Raw genomic sequence first — 16,674 nt, 5'->3', positions numbered from 1 at the left:
CTTGGCCTTAAATGCTGCTGTCGAGACGATACGACTTCAGAGCTTAGAACAGGGTTCCACGGTTGCGGACGCCAACACCAGATTTATCTCATTAAAGGTATGCTGCCCGAGTATCGCAGTGACCCGGAGAAGGATTTCATGCTCAACACCCTGGCGGTGGCCAATTACCGCTCGATCAACAAACTGGTGATTCCGCTCGGGCGCCTGAACCTGATTACCGGGCCCAACGGCAGCGGCAAGTCGAACCTCTATCGCGCCTTGCGCCTGCTGGCGGAAACCGCCCAGGGCGGCGTGGTCAATGCGCTGGCGCGCGAAGGCGGGCTGGATTCGACGTTCTGGGCCGGGCCGGAAACCATCAGCCGACGCATGCGCAACGGTGAAGTGGCCATCGAGCCGACGGTGCGCCACGGCGCCAAGCGCTTGCGACTGGGATTCGCCGGCGAGGATTTCAGCTACGCCATCGGCCTGGGCCTGCCGGAGCCAAGCACTTCATGCTTTGCCCTCGACCCGGAGATCAAGCGTGAGTGCATCTGGGCCGGCCCGGTGTTTCGCCCGGCGAGCCTGCTGGTCGATCGCAACGGTCCGATGATCCGCGCCCGCGAAGGTCGCGCCTGGGATGTGCTGGCGCAACACACGCCGAACTTCGACAGCCTGTTCGATCAGGTCGGCAATCTGCGCAGCTCGCCGGAAGTGTTCCAGATGCGCGAATTCATCCGGCGCTGGCGCTTTTATGATCACTTTCGCAGCGATGCCGACGCGCCGGTGCGGCAGCCGCAACTGGGCACTCGCACGCCCGTGCTGCATCACGATGGCCGCGATCTGGCGGCAGCCTTGCAGACGATCATCGAGATCGGCGATCCGCAGGCGTTAACAGCGGCGATCAGCGATGCGTTTCCCGGCGCGCGCCTGAACATTGCGCCGTTGGCCGGTGGACGCTTTGCCATCGAGTTTTATCAGGAAGGCTTGTTGCGGCCGTTGTCGGCGGCAGAACTCTCCGACGGCACCTTGCGCTATCTGCTGCTGATCGCCGCCCTGCTGACCCCGCGCCCGCCAACGCTGATGGTGCTCAACGAACCGGAAACCAGCCTGCACCCGGACCTGCTGCCGGCGCTGGCGCGGCTGATCATTCGAGCTTCGGAGCAATGTCAGGTGTGGGTCGTGTCCCACGCGCGGCGACTGATCTCGGCGTTGCAGGAAGACCCGGAGTGCAATTGCATCGTGCTGGAGAAGACGCTGGGGCAGACCGGGATTGTCGGGCAGCGGGTGCTGGATGAGCCGGCGTGGCATTGGCCGGATTGAGCGGTGACTGAAAAATTCGCAAGCAGGCCCGCTCCCACAATCGTACGCGGTCAAATGTGGGAGCGAGCCTGCTCGCGAAAGCGATTCAAGCGTCACCGCTGAATCAAGGCACTAGCCCTGCCACTTGCCCCCTTCAACAATCACACTCTCGGGCCGGGTGTCATCACTCAGTTCTTTGCGCACATATTGGTCATACAGCTTGAGCAGGTACTTCTCCTCGCCCAATTTGGCCAATTCGCTGTTGACCCAATCACGCAACTCGATATTGCCCTTTTTCACTGCCGGCGCAATCGGCGCCTCGGCTCCGAGCTTTTCTTCAAGCACGCGATACCCCGGGTTCTGCTTGGCCCAGCTGAACAGCACCAGATTGTCCTGCGCATAGGCATCGCCACGACCGTTGGCCAAGGCTTGCAGCGACTCGGAGTTCTTTTCGAACTTGAGCAGTTTCCAGTCCGGATGGTTTTTGGTCAGCCAGATATCCGCGGTGGTGCCGGTGGTGACAATCGTGGTGCGCGTCGCCAGATCATCGAGTTTCTTCACCGAACTGCCCTGCGGCACCAGCGCCTGCACGGCGACCTTGAGGTTCGGGTTGGTGAATTCCACCGCTTCCTTGCGCTCGGGCGTGACGGTCATGTTGGCGAGGATCAGGTCGACCTTGTCGCTCTGCAAAAACGGAATGCGACTGGCCGGCTCGACGGCAACAAACTCGACCTTGTTTTCATCGCCGAGCAGATCTTTGGCGAAGCGCCGGCCAATGTCGGTGTCGAAGCCAACGTAGCGCCCGGCCTCATCGACGAAACCGAACGGGGGCTTGTCGGTAAATACACCAACGATCAGTTTGTCGCGGGCCTTGATCTTGTCCAGATAACCGGCGGGTGCGGCGCTTTCGCTAGCGACTTTCGGCTTTGGTGGCTCTTCGGTTTTACTGCAACCGGCAAGCAAGGCGAGGCTAAGCAGGGGCAATAACAAAGCGGCAGTTTTCATAGTTCCAGTTCCTTTTTCGGATTCGTTTCTGGCGATGTGGCAACGAAGGAGAACTTCTCCAGAAACTGCTGCGCGCGTGCGGTTTGCGGGTTCGTAAAGAAAATCTCGGGTGGGGACTGTTCGAGGATGCGTCCGGCATCCATGAACACGATGCGGTCGGCCACCGCGCGGGCGAAGGCCATTTCGTGGGTGACGATCAACAGGGTCATGCCTTCGCGGGCCAGGCCCTGAATGACTTGAAGTACTTCCTTGACCATTTCCGGATCGAGGGCGGCGGTGACTTCGTCGAAGAGCATGACCCGCGGGTTCATGCACAGCGAGCGGACAATGGCGATGCGTTGCTGCTGGCCGCCGGAGAGCTGACGCGGGAAAGCATCGCGCTTGTCCAGCAGGCCGACACGCTCAAGCAAGGCTTCGGCCTGCTGCTGCGCTTCGCGACGCTGGCGCTTCTGCACCTTGAGCGGGCCGAGCAGCAGATTGTCGAGCACGCTCATGTGCGGGAACAGGTGATAACTCTGGAACACCATGCCGATCTGCTGACGGATTTCGCGCCAGTCGATGGAATTGTCCAACAGCTCGCGCCCGATGAACTTCAAGCTGCCGCTGTGGGCCTCTTCCAGTCCATTGAGGCAACGCAGCAAGGTGCTTTTGCCGCAACCGCTGGGTCCGAGAATGACCACCACTTCGCCGCTCTGCACTTGCAGGTCGATGCCATTGAGCACCTGCTGGGCGCCATAGAATTTGTTGAAACCGTGAAACTCGATCAGTGCGCTCATGCTTGCGTCCAGCGTCGCTCCAGCACGCGCGAAGCGGCCGAGAGCGGATAGCAGATGAAAAAGAAAAACAGGAACAGCGCACCGTAAATCAGTACTGATTCGTAGGTGCGCTCGATGATCTGCTGGCCGACCTTGATCACATCCACCACGCCAATCAGCACCGCCAGGGAACTGGTCTTGATGATCCGCGTATAGACATTGATGGTCGGCGGCGTCATGCGCTTGAGCGCTTGCGGCAGCAGCACGTAGCCATAGAGTTGAGCTGCATTGAGGCCGATCGACAGCCCCGCTTCACGCTGTCCGCGCGGCAACGAGTGCAGCGCACCGCGCGCCACCTCGCCAACTTCGCTGGCGCCCCACAGCGACAGCACCAGCACCGCGCACCAGAAGCTCGGCAGGCTCAGGCCGAAGAAAATCGGCAGACCGAAGAACAGCAGGTACAACCAGACCAGCACCGGAATCGCCCGGAACAGCTCCAGATAGACGCGCAAAACCGCGTTCAGCCACGTGACGTTCAACGTGCGCAACACACCGTAGAACACACCGCCGATCGTACTGATGGCGATGCTCAGAAACGAGATCGACAGGGTTTGCCCGGCGCCTTTTGCCAGTTGCGGCAATGATATCCACAGCAACTCAAGACCCGAACTGGCCATGCTGGAGCCTCCTTTCCAGACGGCTGAGCAACAGCGACAGCGGCAAGAACAGCAGCACGCAGATCAGCGTCAGCACGGCGAGCATTTCGTAGGTTTTGTAATAGAGCGCGATGTAGCTTTTGGTGGTGTAGAGGATTTCCGGCACCGCCACGGCCGAAACCACGGTGGTTTCCTTGAGCAGGAAAATGAAATTGGCGAACAGTGACGGCAGGCTGAGGATCCCCGCCTGCGGCAGGATCACATAGCGCAGCAACTGGCCGTGGGACAGGCCAATCGACCGCCCGGATTCCAGTTGTGCCTGGGGCACCGCATCGACGCCGGCGCGCAGCACTTCGGTGAGATAGGCGCCGCCAAGGAAAGTCATGGTGATGATTGCCGCAGTGAAACCGGAAACCTGGATCCCCACCGCCGGCAACGCGAAGTAGACGAAGAACAGCTGAATCAGCAACGGCGTGTTGCGCGCCAGCTCTACGTAGAGGCCGACCAGTTTTTGCAGGTATGGCGTGCGAAACACCAGAATCGTCGCGTTGAGCAGCGCCACCAGCAGCGAAGTGCCGATCACAATCAAACCGACCTGCAGAGTCACGCCGACGGCTTTGAGAAAAGCCGGCAAGGTGCTGAGGATAAAGGCGTAGTCGAAAGTCATGAAGCGTCCTGACGCTGCTTGGTAAGCGGCGATGATGCAATCCATGGACGGCGGATGGCCGCCCGGCAGGCACTGACTTTATAGGTATAAAAACCATAATTTAAATACCTTTAAAGCATATTGATATCACCCAAAAAACTATCCTGTGGATTTGCCGGGAAGGAATAAGACGGCTATTTTTCTTTGCGCTGTAGGACGGATCTTTTTTCCACGAAAGACCTCCAAGGAACCACAGCTTTTGGCCAGACTCTCCGGCCCATTCACCACAAGGAAGAACAACATGGACGTAAAAGTGCCGCAGCGGCTGGATCCGCAGGACATCGTGAAATTGCTGGTGGCGTTGAGACGGGCGTTGAAGACCACAGCGTAAATCAAAAGCCCCTCACCCCAGCCCTCTCCCGGAGGGAGAGGGGGCCGACCGAGGTGTCTCGCGTTGTACATCGACCTGGAAGATCTTGGCGATTATGGCTTGGCTGGGCTTCAGCGATGCTGGATTCAGAGCGATACGTTCAGGTCGGCGTATCTCTCGAATATCCCCGTATCGGTTCCCTCTCCCTCTGGGAGAGGGTTAGGGTGAGGGGCTTTTTAACGCACACACAAAAACGCCGATGACCATCAAGGCCATCGGCGTTTTTGCATCTGAAGCAGATTCACTCAAGTCAGATCAGAACGCCGGCAACACCGCGCCGCTGTACTTCTTCTCGATGAAGGCTTTGACTTCCGGGCTGGTCAGGGCCTTGGCCAGTTTCTGGATCGCGTCGCTGTTCTTGTTGTCCTCACGGGCAACCAGGAAGTTCACGTACGGCGAGTCAGCACCTTCGATCACCAGCGCGTCTTTCTGCGGATTCAGCTTGGCTTCCAGCGCGTAGTTGGTGTTGATCATGTCCAAATCAACTTCCTTCAGCACGCGCGGCAGCAGGGCCGATTCCAGTTCCTTGAACTTGAAGTTATGCGGGTTCTTGGCGATGTCTTTCGGCGTTGCCAGAGCGTTTTTCGGATCTTTCAGTTCGATCAGGCCGGCCTTCTGCAGCAGGATCAGGGCGCGGCCGCTGTTGCTGCCTTCGTTGGGGATGGCGATGGTCGCGCCGTCCGGCAGCTCAGCCAGAGTCTTGTACTTGCTCGAGTAGCCACCGAACGGTTCAACGTGGACGCCCTGCACGGTCACCAGGTACTTGGATTTGTCATCCTTGTATTTACCCTGGTTGAAGCTGTTCAGGTACGGCAGGGTCTGAAAGTAGTTGGCGTCCAGACGCTTCTCGCCGACCTGTACGTTCGGTTGCACGTAATCGGTGAATACCTTGATTTCCAGATCCACGCCTTCTTTGGCCAGGGTCGGTTTGATCAGCTCAAGGATTTCAGCGTGTGGCACCGGCGTTGCGGCAACCACCAGTTTCTCGCCAGCGTTGGCGAAAGAAGCCGTGAGCGCAGCCGCCAATGCGGTAAACAACAGAACCTTTTTCATGCAGTGTCCTTATCGAAAATCACGGTCGTCATCGACGACGGCATTTAATACGTGTGCCAGTGAAGTGATATCGCTGGCGTGAGGCGGACAATACCCGGATTTTTTATTCCCCGACAATAACGTTTATTCAGCTTCATATTCCATTTTGTTCATGTTGATGAAAATGTTCACACCGCCTCGCTCAAGCGAATCAGCCAATCTTTCAAGGCCTTACGCTCTGCACTGCTACCACCTATATGGGTCTGCCTGACCAGACGTTCGATCTGAACCTGCGGCGCAGACGCGTCAGGCAGGTTCAGATGTTCCGGCAGGATCTCGTCGCCGGTGCTGACCAGCAGGGCAAAGTGGATGACGTTTTCCAGTTCGCGAGTGTTGCCCGGCCAGCTGTGTTGTTCGAGTACATGCTGAGCGGCTTCGCTGATCAGCGGCACGGGCAAGTCGAGACGCTGGCTGTAGATGCCAAGGAAATATTCCGCCAGCGAGAGAATGTCGCCGGTACGTGCGCGCAACGCCGGCAGCTCCAGATGACCCTCGCTGAGGTAGTGATAGAGCCGCTCGTGGAATTTGCCGGCATCCACGGCCTGAGCCAGATCGATGCTGGTCGCCGCGACCAGGCGCACATCCACCGGGCTCGGCTGATGCGCACCGACGCGGGTGACTTCGTGATTTTCCAGCGCCGCGAGCAACTTGACCTGAATCGGCAGCGGCAAATCGCCGATCTCATCCAGGTACAAGGTGCCGCCGTTGGCCGAGCCGAACCAGCCGGCGCGGCTGCTGGCCGAACCGCTGTAACTGCCAGCGGCGTAGCCGAACAGTTCGGCGTCGGCGTAGGTCGGGCTGATCGCGCCGCAGTTCACCGAAACGAAAAGCCCGCTGCGATCACTGGCGCGGTGGATATGCCGGGCGAGCAGCTCTTTACCGGTGCCAGTCTCACCGCGAATCAACACTGAAATCGCACGTGGAGCCAACTGCTCCAACTCCTCGCGCAATTGCCGCGAACGCGGGTCGACAAACACCAACGCCTTGGCGCGAATGCTCAGGGGGCTTTTTTCCGCATCGGGAAAGGTCAACAAGGGCTGACCGAAGGTTTCGAGACTCATGGCAGGCTCCCGCCCAAAACCGCCAGCCGACGGGGGCGTTGAATAGTAAGGTCAGGCGCGACGGCGGGCGTGATGTTCCAGACGGTTTTGCAGGCGATAGAGATAGGCAAATCCCTGCTCCCAACGCTGATGCCCGGACTTGACGTTGATGTGCCCGGCCCCGGCGAGAATCCCCGCCTCCGCGCCCCAGTTGCGCGCCAGTTCCAATGCGCGCGGCGCACTGACGGCGGCGTCGTTGTCGGAGCTGACGACCTGACTGGGAAACGGCAAAAGATCGGTCGGAATCGGTGCGAAGTTGCGCAGTGCCGGCGCACAGGCTGGACGCTCGACATCGGCGGGCGCAACCAGCAATGCCCCGCGCACCTGACGCAGGTATTGCAACGGCGCTGTCGCCGCCCAGTGGGCAACGGTGATGCAACCGAGGCTGTGAGCGATGAGAATGACCGGCGTGCTGTCGGCGGCAATCGCTTCGGCCAGCGCGGCGACCCAGTCCTCACGGCGCGGCGTCAGCCAATCGGCCTGTTCCACCCGTGCGCTGTTCGGCAGGCTGTTCTGCCAGTGGCTTTGCCAATGATCTTCTGACGATCCTTGCCAGCCCGGCACAATCAGGTAGCGGATTGATTCGTTGCGCATGGGGAAGCTCTCCTGCGGCGTGTCTGTTCCGGGTCGAGTATAGGGATGGGAGTTATATTCGTTAAGGAATAAGAAGCTATTTATTAATACCCATAATGCATATGAGGCGCTCCCACAGGGTGAGTGTGTTGTGGCAATAACGCGGGATAAAAAAAGGGCCGCACCCTGCCAAGGAGACGGCCCCGGAAAAGCAAAAACCTGTCACCGCGCAGTAATCACCGACAACTTGGTAATCCCCGCCCGTTCGATCGAAGCCATGGCTCGCGCCACTTCGCCGTAGTTCACCCCGTCATCGGCCTGCAATTGCACGCGCACTTGCGGGTCCTTGGCCTTGGCCGACTTGAGGTTGAATTCCAGCAAGTCGGGCTGAATCTGGTCCTTGTTGATAAACAGCTTGCCGGCGCCGTCGATGCTCACCACCAGCGGATCCTTCTGCTCGACCGGTGCCACCGCTTCGGTCTTCGGCAGGTTGATCGGGATCGCGTTGGTCAGCAGCGGCGCGGTGACGATAAACACCACCAGCAGCACCAGCATCACGTCTACCAGCGGCGTCACGTTGATTTCGCTGAGCACCTCATCCGTGTCTTGCGTGGAGAAGGCCATATCAGGACGCCTCCTTCACTTTTGCCGCGTTGCCCGACGTTGCCACCTTGTGTGCGGTCGGGTGGATCAGCACGCGGAACGCGCTCTTCTGCGCCAGGCTGTAGAAGTCGTGGGCGAAGTCATCGAGATCCGCCGCGGTCAATTTCAGACGACGCAGAAAGTAGTTGTAAACCAGCACCGCCGGCACCGCGACGGCGATCCCCACGCCAGTCGCGACCAGTGCCGCACCGATCGGCCCGGCCACCGTTTCCAGGCTCGCCGAACCGGCGGCGCTGATGCCTTTCAAGGCCTCCATGATTCCCCACACCGTGCCAAACAGACCAATGAACGGCGAGGTGCTGCCGATACTCGCGACAACCGCCAGACCGGTTTCCAGCGAACGCCGCTCGCGCACGATCTGCTGGCGCAAGGCGCGTTCGAGGCGATCCTGATGGTTGATCGCCTGGCTCAGGTCATTTGCCTGCGGCGCCTCGCCCACCTGGATCGCCGCATAACCGGCCTGCGCCACTCGCGCTGCGGCGCCGGGCTGGGTTTCGCTCAACTCGGCGGCGGCATCCAGGCTCGACGCCGCCCAGAAACGTTTATGAAAGCGCCGATCCTGCGCTTTCAAACGACCGAACTGCACAGCCTTCAGCAACGCCAGGCCCCAAGTGGCGACGGAAAAAACCACCAGCAGCCAGATCACCGCGCTTTCGATGGATTCCAGTGGAGATGCCAGTAACGTCATGATGTGTTCCCTCGTGTAAACATTTCGCGCGAATTTGGTTTCGGTTTAATGAATCTTGAAATCGATAGGCACGCTGACCCAGCCGTCCTGGGCGACATCACCCTGCTTGGCCGGGACGAAACTCCAGCGCTTGACGGCATTCAGCGCCGCATCGTCGAGCTGCTGCCGGCCGCTGCTTTTGGCTATCTGAATCTCCCCCGGTTTGCCACTGGCCAACACATGCACTCGTAACAACACCGTGCCTTCCCAACCGCGCCGCTGGGCCAGCGACGGGTATTCCGGCGCCGGATTTTTCAGATACGCAGCGTTGGCTGACGCCGGGGTAACGGGCGCCGGTGCCGGTGGCGCAGGAGGCGCTGGCGCGGCGACCGGGGCTGCGGGCTTCGCTGGCGCTGGCGCTGGCGGTTGCTCTACTGCCTTCGGCGCCGGTTTGGGCGGCGGTTTCACCACCGGTTTGGGTTTGGCGATCGGCTTGGGCGGCGGCGGCTTCACCGCCAACTCGTCTTCCACTGGCGGTGGCGGCTCGACCACCGGTGCCGGTGGTGGCGGCGCAACAACCGGCGGCGCGGGCGGAGCCGGATGCGAAAACTCGATGGTCATCGGCGGAATTTCCGGCGGTACCACCGGCAGCACTGGCGTCGGTTTCTGGCTGACCCAGTAAATCACCGCGCCATGCACGACCAAGGCGAGCACACCGAGCAAAAGGGTTTCGCGCCGACTCAAAATGCCCTTGGGTGCACGCTGCAAACGCAACTGCCCCAACGGCACCCGATGCGGCCGGCCAAGATCGACCAGTTCGCCACTCGGCATGTGCCGCCACAGCAATTCCCCTGCGCTGGCGGCGGTCTGGACATTGCCCATTGTTCAACTCCCTGCGGTCTCTTTCGTTCTACTAGCCAAAGCGATCGACCCGCCATTCTTGAAGCCCCCACGGCGTAGTCGATGGGGCAATCATTGGGCCTGAACGCTTATCACCGAAAGTAATCTTTAAAGTTATGCGTAGATCTGCATGGAATATACAAATCGGCTTTTTCCACCGAGGCCGCGCGCCACAAGGGCTGCAGCGATCAGCGATAAACCCCTTGCTTTTGCGGCATGAAAAGTATTCGCCCACGGCATCCGCCAGCGCCTCTCAACGACTGGCATTGGCTTGCTGAACGCCGATCGCGGGGGCGATTACCGCCGTCTCCGAGCGTGGCGTACCGACCGGCACCCAGTCGTAGCTCACCGGCAGCGCTCGATACACCCAGTTGCTGATCGCGTCCCCACCCGGCGCTTTGCCCAGATACGGGCTGACGTACTCCCAGACGTTTTCACCGCTGGCGGTTACCTGGAAAAACCGTCCGTTCATGCCTTCATCGATCAACGTGTTGCCATTGGGCAACCGTCGCGCACTGCTGATGAACGAGCTGTAGAACGCCCAGCCCGGCTGCTTCGAATTGGCCGCGCTGTACTGCCAGACGATTTCATTTTTCTGCGGGTCGATTTCCAAGACCCGCGAGCCGCAGATCAAGCCCAGGGTGACGTTCGGATAGCCCGCCGAGCCCTGGTTGTCGAACACCAGCAGATTGCCGGCCCCGGGCAGCCCGGCAGGGATGATGTGCGCATCGTGCTGGCCGACGAACTGATCCACCGGACGCGGTAGTTTCTGCGCGGTTTTAGGATTGATCAGCGGCAGGTTCGGCCCTAAACGCCAGACCACTTTGCCGCTGCTTTTGTCGATGATGGCGATGAAGTTGGCGTTGCGTGAATCGATCAACAGATTGTCCGGATTGAAGCGCTTGTCCCCGCCGTCGAACCACTTGTTCGGCCCGACCAGACTGAGGTTGTTGATGTGCAGGTAATCCGGATTGTCACTGGCGCGCACCAGCTTCAGTTGCTCGGCAGTGAAGCCGAATTCGTTCAGATGATCCGAGGCCAGCCACTGCCATTTCACTGCACCGTCGGGGCTGACTTCGTAGATCACATCATCGATCACTTCGGGCGCCTTGAAGCCTGTGGCCTTGTGCACCTTGTTCGCCAGCACCACGGTGTTGCCGTTGCTCAAGCGGCGCTGATCATGGTGCTGCTGCGCCGCGCCACCGGGCGCCTTGTCGCCCCACTGCCAGACCACTTTGCCGTCCCAGTCGAGTTCGCCTACGCTCTGGTTGCCCAAGCCATTACCCGCAGAGCCGAGCTTGCCGGGATCCTTTTCACTCAATTGCAGCAGTACGTGGCCGCGTTTACCGCCGACCAGTTGCGGGTCGATGATGGCTGAAGGGAAACCGGCCTGCGCCCAGGCTTTCACTTCGTTGCCGTTCATGTCGATCAGGTGCGTCTGCTTGTCGGCGCCGCTGAAGATCACGTACTGGTTGAACGCCTTGTCCGGGTCATAACGGGTGACGCCAGTCGGGTACACGCTGGGCGCGGCGAAGGCGCCGCTGCTCAGGACTGCGCCGGATAACAGCAGGGGTAAAGCGCTTTTGATGGGCAACATGGTGCAGCTCCTTGAAGGCAAATCAGAAGTCGTAGCGACCGGTAACGCCGAGGGTCCGTGGCGTGCCGAGCAGGCCCTCATAGCCGCCGTTGCCGCCGGTCCACAGGGTCGTGTAGTAGGTTTTGTCGAAGGCGTTTTTCAGCCACAGCGAGACGTCCCATTGGCCCTGATTGAAATCGCCGCGCAGGCCGGTGGAGAAGTTGACCACCGCATAACTGGGGATCTGCCCGTAATCGGAATCCTCGACCGTGCCCACCGCTTTGGAGCGGAACGCATAGCTGCCGGTGACGTAGGGTTCGTAGCCGTTAGCCAGATTCCATTTGTATTCGCCGTTGGCGTTGCCGATCCATTTCGACGCGCCGACCACTTGATGGCCGCTGAGGTCGCACGAGGCCGGTGCACCCGGGGCCTGGCTGACTTCCGGCGGGCACGGTGCATCTTTGTACGAGAGGTAGCTGACGTCGTTGTACGAGCCGTTGAAATTCAGCGTCAGCCCACGCAGCGGCACCAGGGTGCTTTCGAACTCGACGCCGCGCGAGCGCACGGAACCGGCGTTGGTCAGGTATTGCACGCGATTGGCGGCGTCATAGGCGTTGGTCTGGTAGGCGTTGACCTGGGTCCAGAACACGTTGGCGTTGAGTTGCAGGCGGCGATCCCACAGGGTGCTTTTGAAACCGAGTTCGGCGTTGTTGGCGCGCTCGGTGCCGATCAATAGCGAGTCGGCGCCAGCCGTCGGTGCTGAGCCGACCGCGAGGTTGACCCCGCCGGATTTTTCGCCGTGGGACAGCGTGGCGTAACCGAGCACGTCGTCGGTGATGCGATAGCTCAGGTTGAGCAGTCCCGAGGGGCTGGAGCTGTACTGATTCAAGTCACCGGAATCGTAGGCGCCGGCACGCCCCCGACGCGCATTGGCTGCCGCGCCGGCCACAGCTACACCGCCGACCGGCGCGTTGCGGCCGACCGAGGCGTTTTTCTCTTCATAGGTGCCACGCACCCCAGCAGTGAAATCCAGGCGTTCGCTCACGTGCCAGGTGCCTTGGGCAAAGAGGGCGAAACTGTCGGTCTGGATATGGCCGTTGCCGATGCTGGTGACATTGGCCAGGCTGCCCGCCGGGGTGCCATTCCAGATGTCGGCCTGCGGGCCGTAATAGGAGAAGGATTTGTTGTTCAGATCCGAGCCGAAATAGTAGGCGCCAACCACATAATCGAAGAACTCACCCTTGGGCGAGGCCAGGCGAAATTCCTGCGAATACTGTTTGTCTTCCACCGACACGCCGGCGTTGTAACTGGCCGGCACGTTGAGGCCATCGTCGTTGCGCGGGGTGAAATTCCAGAAACGATAAGAGCTGACCGACGTCAGGGTGAAGTCGCTCGGCAACGTCCAGTTGGCTTCCACCGACGTGCCGCCCTGATGCACGGTGACGTGCTGATCATTGTCGAGATTGACTTTGCGATGCCGGCCGTTGACCAGCGTCGCCCCGGCCGCACTGGCCCGCGATTCATACAGATTGACGCCGTTGATGGTCGGCCCGGTGTTGTACAGCACGCGGGTGCCGGCGCTGGAATCTTCCTCGTTGTAATCGCCGATCCAGCGCAGATTGAAATCTTCATTGGGCTTGAACAACAGCTGCGCGCGGAAGCCCTCGCGGGAGCCGCCGTTGAGGTCGTGGCCGTCGTATTCGTTCTTGATGTCGCCGTCACTGCGCGTGCGATACGCCGAGAAGCGCCCGGCCAGTTGGTCGTTGAGCGGTCCGGAAATCGTACCCTTGGTCTGGAAGTACCCATCCTCGCCGACCGAGGTTTCGATGCTGCGTTCAGGCGTGAAACTGGGCGCGCGGGTGCTGATGTTGATAACCCCGGCGGTGGTGTTCTTGCCGAACAGCGTGCCTTGTGGACCGCGCAAGACTTCGAGCTGCTCGATGTCCATCAGGTCGAACACCGCCATCCCCGGACGGCCCAGATAGACGTTGTCGATGTACAGACCAACGCTGCCTTCCAGACCATCACTGGCCGGGTTGTTGCCCAGGCCACGGATCGACACGCTGGATTGGCGCGCATGCATGTAGGCGACGTTGACGCTGGGCACCAGTTGCTGCAGATCCTGAATCCGGTACACCCGTTGCGTCTCCAGATTCTGCCCACTGACCACGCTCATTGGCGTCGGCACGTCTTGCGAACTTTCTTCGCGGCGGCGCGTGGTGACGGTCACGGTTTCCAGCTGGGAACCGCTGGCCGCCGCTGTGCCTGCGGGGACGGGCGGAGGGGTTTCGGCTTCGGCGGCATAGCCGTGAGTCCAGGTGGCGCTGCCTGCCAGCAACAGCGCCAAAGGCAGGCGTTTGAGCCGTCGGGGAGATGGGGGTAACGCGAGATTCAACGGACTCATGGCGCGGCTCCTGGTCAAAAAACACACAGACATATTCACTGCTGCATATTCTTTTCAGTTATTTATTTATGGATTTACAAATATTTACTGCATAAGAGATTGCCTTTATAAGGAGTCGACCTAATGCATATCCAATGCATTTCCCGGATATTTTTTATGTGAAAAATGCATATCGACTTGCGCCAACTGCGTCACTTCATCGCTCTGGTTGAGCAACGCAGCTTCGTCGCTGGCGCGCAGGCGGTGAACCTGTCGCAGTCGGCATTCAGCCGCAGCATCCAAGCACTGGAACACAGCGTCGGCTGCCAGTTGGTCGACCGTGGGCGCAAGGAATTGCCGCCGACCAAACAGGGCCATGTGCTGCTCGAACATGCGCGGCGACTGGTCAGCGGTGCGCAGCAGATGGCCAATGAGATCAGCCAGTTCAATGGCCTCGAGGCCGGGGAATTGCGCTTTGGTTGCGGGCCGGCGCCAGCCGCCGGATTGATCCCGCGCGCGATCGGCGCATTCATCGGCCGCTACCCGAAGGCGCGCGTACAGTTTCTGGTCGATGACTGGCAGAGCCTGAGCAAACGCCTGCTCAGCGAAGAGTTCGAATTCTTCGTCGCCGATACCCGGCAATTCGAGGCCGATCCGGATTACCAGACCTACCGCTTGCGGGCACGCAAATGGCATTTCTGCTGCCGCGCCGGGCATCCACTGACGGCGTTTGAACGCATCACTGCCGAGCAATTGCTGAGTTATCCACTGGCGGTCAGCATCCGCCCGCCGAACCTGCGCAAGGTCATCGTCGACCTCAGCGGTCGTCCGGATTTCACCCCGAATGTGGAATGCGAAAACGGTTCGACGCTGTTGAGCGTGGTGCTGCGTTCGGAGGCGATCGGAATTGTCGGCGCGTATTCCGATACGCTGCATCTGGCCAAGGGTGAGCTGGTCTGTTTGAAGATCGAAGGCCTGGCGGATGATCTGGAGGAGCTGTACACCCGCTACGGCATTGTCAGCCGCGCGGGGTATCGGCTGTCGCCGCTGGCCGAAGCGATGATTGAGCAGATCAAAGTGGTTGATGCGGAGGATGAGGAGGTGTGTTCGCTGGAGAATTTTGCTGTCTGAGCTGGCCCCTTCGCGAGCAGGCTGATGCAATCGCTGCATAAAAACCATTCCCCAAATGCACTTGCCGAAAACCCCCACCGACAGCGAAAACCCTCACCTGTCCCACTGACCGGTGAACTCCATGCCCACCCCATCCAACCCCGTGCGCAACGTGCTGTACATCATGTGCGATCAACTGCGCCGCGATTACCTGTCCTGCTACGGCCACCCGCATCTGCACACACCGAACATCAATCGCCTCGCCGCCGAAGGCGTTCGTTTCAGCCGTGCCTACACCCAAGGCACGATCTGCGGCCCGTCGCGGATGTCGGCCTACACCGGGCGCTATGTCAGCAGCCATCAAGTGGCCTGGAACGCGGTGCCGTTGCCGCTGGATGAATTGACGATCGGCGATTACCTGCGACCTCACGGCATCCGCACCGCGCTGGTCGGCAAGACCCATGCGACGGCCAATGTCGACGCCTTGCAGCGCCTGGCAATCAACCCGGACAGCGCGCAAGCCGAGTTGCTCAATGAGGTCGGCTTCGAACCGTACCTGCGCCACGACGGTATCTACCCCGACGATCCGTCATTCGACGACAAGCGCGAATCCGCGCCCTATACCCAATACCTGCGCGCGCAGGGCTTCGATGGCAAGAATCCCTGGCACGACTGGGCGAATGCCGCCGAAGGCGAGAACGGTGAAATCCTCAGCGGCTGGAAAATGCGTCATGCGAATTTGCCAGCACGAATTCCCGAGCAACACTCAGAGACTGTCTACACTACAAATCGCGCCATCGACTTCATCACCGAGCAAGGCGAGAAATCCTGGTGTTTACACCTCTCGTACATCAAACCGCACTGGCCCTACATCGTACCGGAACCGTACCACGCCTTGTACAGTACGAAATCGATTCTCGAAGCGGTCCGCGCGACGCCCTCCGCAGCCAGCAAACACCCCGTATACACTGCCTTTCGCCAGCATGAGGAAAGCCTCAACTTCTCCCGCGATTCAGTACGATTGAATGTAATCCCCACCTACATGGGCCTGATCAAGCAAGTGGATGATCAGTTGGGGCGGCTGTTCGATTTTCTGCAGAGCAACGGGCGTTGGGATGACACGTTGATCGTGTTCACCAGCGATCACGGCGATTTCCTTGGCGATCATTGGCTCGGTGAGAAGGAGTTTTTGCTGGAGCAGGCGGTGGGCGTGCCGCTGATCGTTCGCGATCCTCGGGCGGCGGCGGATGTCACTCGCGGCACTGTCGATGAGCGGCTGGCGGAAACCATTGATGCGTTGCCGACGTTTCTTCAAGCGTTGGGATTAGCGGGCGCGGAACACCGGCTGGAAGGGCGTTCATTGATCCCGCTGCTGCACGGGGAAAATCCCGATTGGCGCCGCTATGCAATCAGCGAATACGACTACGCCTTCCAGGCCCCGGCGCGGGAACGCCTCGGCCAGCCGATCGACCGGTGCCGCATGACCATGGTGCGCAGCGAGCGCTGGAAATACCTGGCGTACGACGGGTTTAGACCGCAGCTGTTTGATCTGTTGAATGATCCGCAGGAGCTGAGTGATCTGGGTGAGGACCCGGCGTACGCGGCGGTGCGCGAGGAGCATGCGGGGTATCTGTTTCAGTGGATGCGCGGACTGAAGCGGCGGACGACGATCAGCCATCAGGAGATCGACTTGCGCGGGCAGCGGTTTCGTTATGGCGAGCCGGAAACCGAGAAGGTTGTTCAGATTGGTGTGTGGTAGCCGTGATCAAATGATCGTTCCCACGCTCCGCGTGGGAATGCAGCCCGGGACGCTCCGCGTCCCAAAACCGGACGCAGAGCG

15 protein-coding genes are annotated in these 16,674 nt (G+C 60.2%); 3 read left to right on the top strand and 12 right to left on the bottom strand.

What is annotated here, in order from left to right; all coding sequences use genetic code 11:
• The first annotated feature begins 138 nt into the window (after positions 1–138).
• Positions 139–1,299 (top strand): AAA family ATPase, encoded by a 1,161-nt coding sequence (locus HU724_RS02030; protein ID WP_186568515.1) that lies wholly within the window; start codon positions 139–141, stop codon positions 1,297–1,299.
• A 111-nt stretch (positions 1,300–1,410) separates the two neighbouring features.
• Here HU724_RS02030 and HU724_RS02025 read toward each other — a convergent pair whose 3' ends face one another.
• The 12 genes from HU724_RS02025 to HU724_RS01970 all read right to left on the bottom strand — a co-directional run bounded on the left by HU724_RS02025 (position 1,411) and on the right by HU724_RS01970 (position 13,745).
• Positions 1,411–2,283: a transporter substrate-binding domain-containing protein gene (locus HU724_RS02025; RefSeq protein WP_186568513.1), complete on the bottom strand. Its 873-nt coding sequence runs from the start codon at positions 2,281–2,283 to the stop codon at positions 1,411–1,413.
• Positions 2,280–3,059, bottom strand: a complete 780-nt coding sequence (locus HU724_RS02020; RefSeq protein WP_186568511.1) for an amino acid ABC transporter ATP-binding protein — start codon at positions 3,057–3,059, stop codon at positions 2,280–2,282. The genes HU724_RS02025 and HU724_RS02020 overlap by 4 nt, the downstream gene beginning before the upstream one ends.
• A complete protein-coding gene (locus HU724_RS02015) occupies positions 3,056–3,715 on the bottom strand; it encodes an amino acid ABC transporter permease (RefSeq protein WP_186568509.1) in 660 nt (219 codons plus the stop codon). Before HU724_RS02015 ends, HU724_RS02020 begins: the two co-directional genes overlap by 4 nt.
• On the bottom strand, positions 3,696–4,361 hold the full coding sequence (locus tag HU724_RS02010) for an amino acid ABC transporter permease (RefSeq protein ID WP_186568507.1): 666 nt from the start codon (positions 4,359–4,361) through the stop codon (positions 3,696–3,698). Before HU724_RS02010 ends, HU724_RS02015 begins: the two co-directional genes overlap by 20 nt.
• A gap of 664 nt (positions 4,362–5,025) precedes the next feature.
• Positions 5,026–5,823 carry a MetQ/NlpA family ABC transporter substrate-binding protein gene (locus tag HU724_RS02005; RefSeq protein WP_016772222.1) on the bottom strand — a complete coding sequence of 266 codons (798 nt, stop codon included), beginning with the start codon at positions 5,821–5,823 and terminating at the stop codon, positions 5,026–5,028.
• A gap of 167 nt (positions 5,824–5,990) precedes the next feature.
• Positions 5,991–6,923, bottom strand: coding sequence for a sigma 54-interacting transcriptional regulator (locus HU724_RS02000; protein ID WP_186568505.1), 933 nt, complete (start codon positions 6,921–6,923; stop codon positions 5,991–5,993).
• Between the two features lie 51 nt (positions 6,924–6,974).
• Positions 6,975–7,556: an alpha/beta hydrolase gene (locus tag HU724_RS01995; protein WP_186568504.1), complete on the bottom strand. Its 582-nt coding sequence runs from the start codon at positions 7,554–7,556 to the stop codon at positions 6,975–6,977.
• Between the two features lie 201 nt (positions 7,557–7,757).
• Positions 7,758–8,159, bottom strand: a complete 402-nt coding sequence (locus HU724_RS01990) for an ExbD/TolR family protein (RefSeq protein WP_186568502.1) — start codon at positions 8,157–8,159, stop codon at positions 7,758–7,760.
• A 1-nt stretch (position 8,160) separates the two neighbouring features.
• The gene (locus HU724_RS01985) at positions 8,161–8,886 is read right to left on the bottom strand and encodes a MotA/TolQ/ExbB proton channel family protein (RefSeq protein WP_041477454.1); all 726 of its coding nucleotides are present in this window, start codon (positions 8,884–8,886) and stop codon (positions 8,161–8,163) included.
• Positions 8,887–8,931: 45 nt separating this feature from the next.
• Positions 8,932–9,747 (bottom strand): energy transducer TonB, encoded by an 816-nt coding sequence (locus tag HU724_RS01980; RefSeq protein ID WP_186568500.1) that lies wholly within the window; start codon positions 9,745–9,747, stop codon positions 8,932–8,934.
• A 271-nt stretch (positions 9,748–10,018) separates the two neighbouring features.
• On the bottom strand, positions 10,019–11,362 hold the full coding sequence (locus HU724_RS01975; RefSeq protein WP_186568498.1) for an aryl-sulfate sulfotransferase: 1,344 nt from the start codon (positions 11,360–11,362) through the stop codon (positions 10,019–10,021).
• Between the two features lie 22 nt (positions 11,363–11,384).
• Positions 11,385–13,745, bottom strand: coding sequence for a TonB-dependent receptor (locus HU724_RS01970; protein WP_186568496.1), 2,361 nt, complete (start codon positions 13,743–13,745; stop codon positions 11,385–11,387).
• Between the two features lie 165 nt (positions 13,746–13,910).
• Between HU724_RS01970 and HU724_RS01965 the strand changes: the two genes are divergently transcribed.
• Entirely contained in the window at positions 13,911–14,855 is a 945-nt protein-coding gene (locus HU724_RS01965; RefSeq protein WP_186568494.1) for a LysR family transcriptional regulator, read from the top strand.
• A gap of 121 nt (positions 14,856–14,976) precedes the next feature.
• Positions 14,977–16,593, top strand: a complete 1,617-nt coding sequence (locus HU724_RS01960; RefSeq protein WP_186568492.1) for an alkaline phosphatase family protein — start codon at positions 14,977–14,979, stop codon at positions 16,591–16,593.
• Positions 16,594–16,674: the final 81 nt, after the last annotated feature.

The sequence above is a fragment of the Pseudomonas iranensis genome (assembly GCF_014268585.2).
Lineage (GTDB): Bacteria > Pseudomonadota > Gammaproteobacteria > Pseudomonadales > Pseudomonadaceae > Aquipseudomonas > Aquipseudomonas iranensis.
This window is presented reverse-complemented; position numbering and strand designations above follow the sequence as displayed.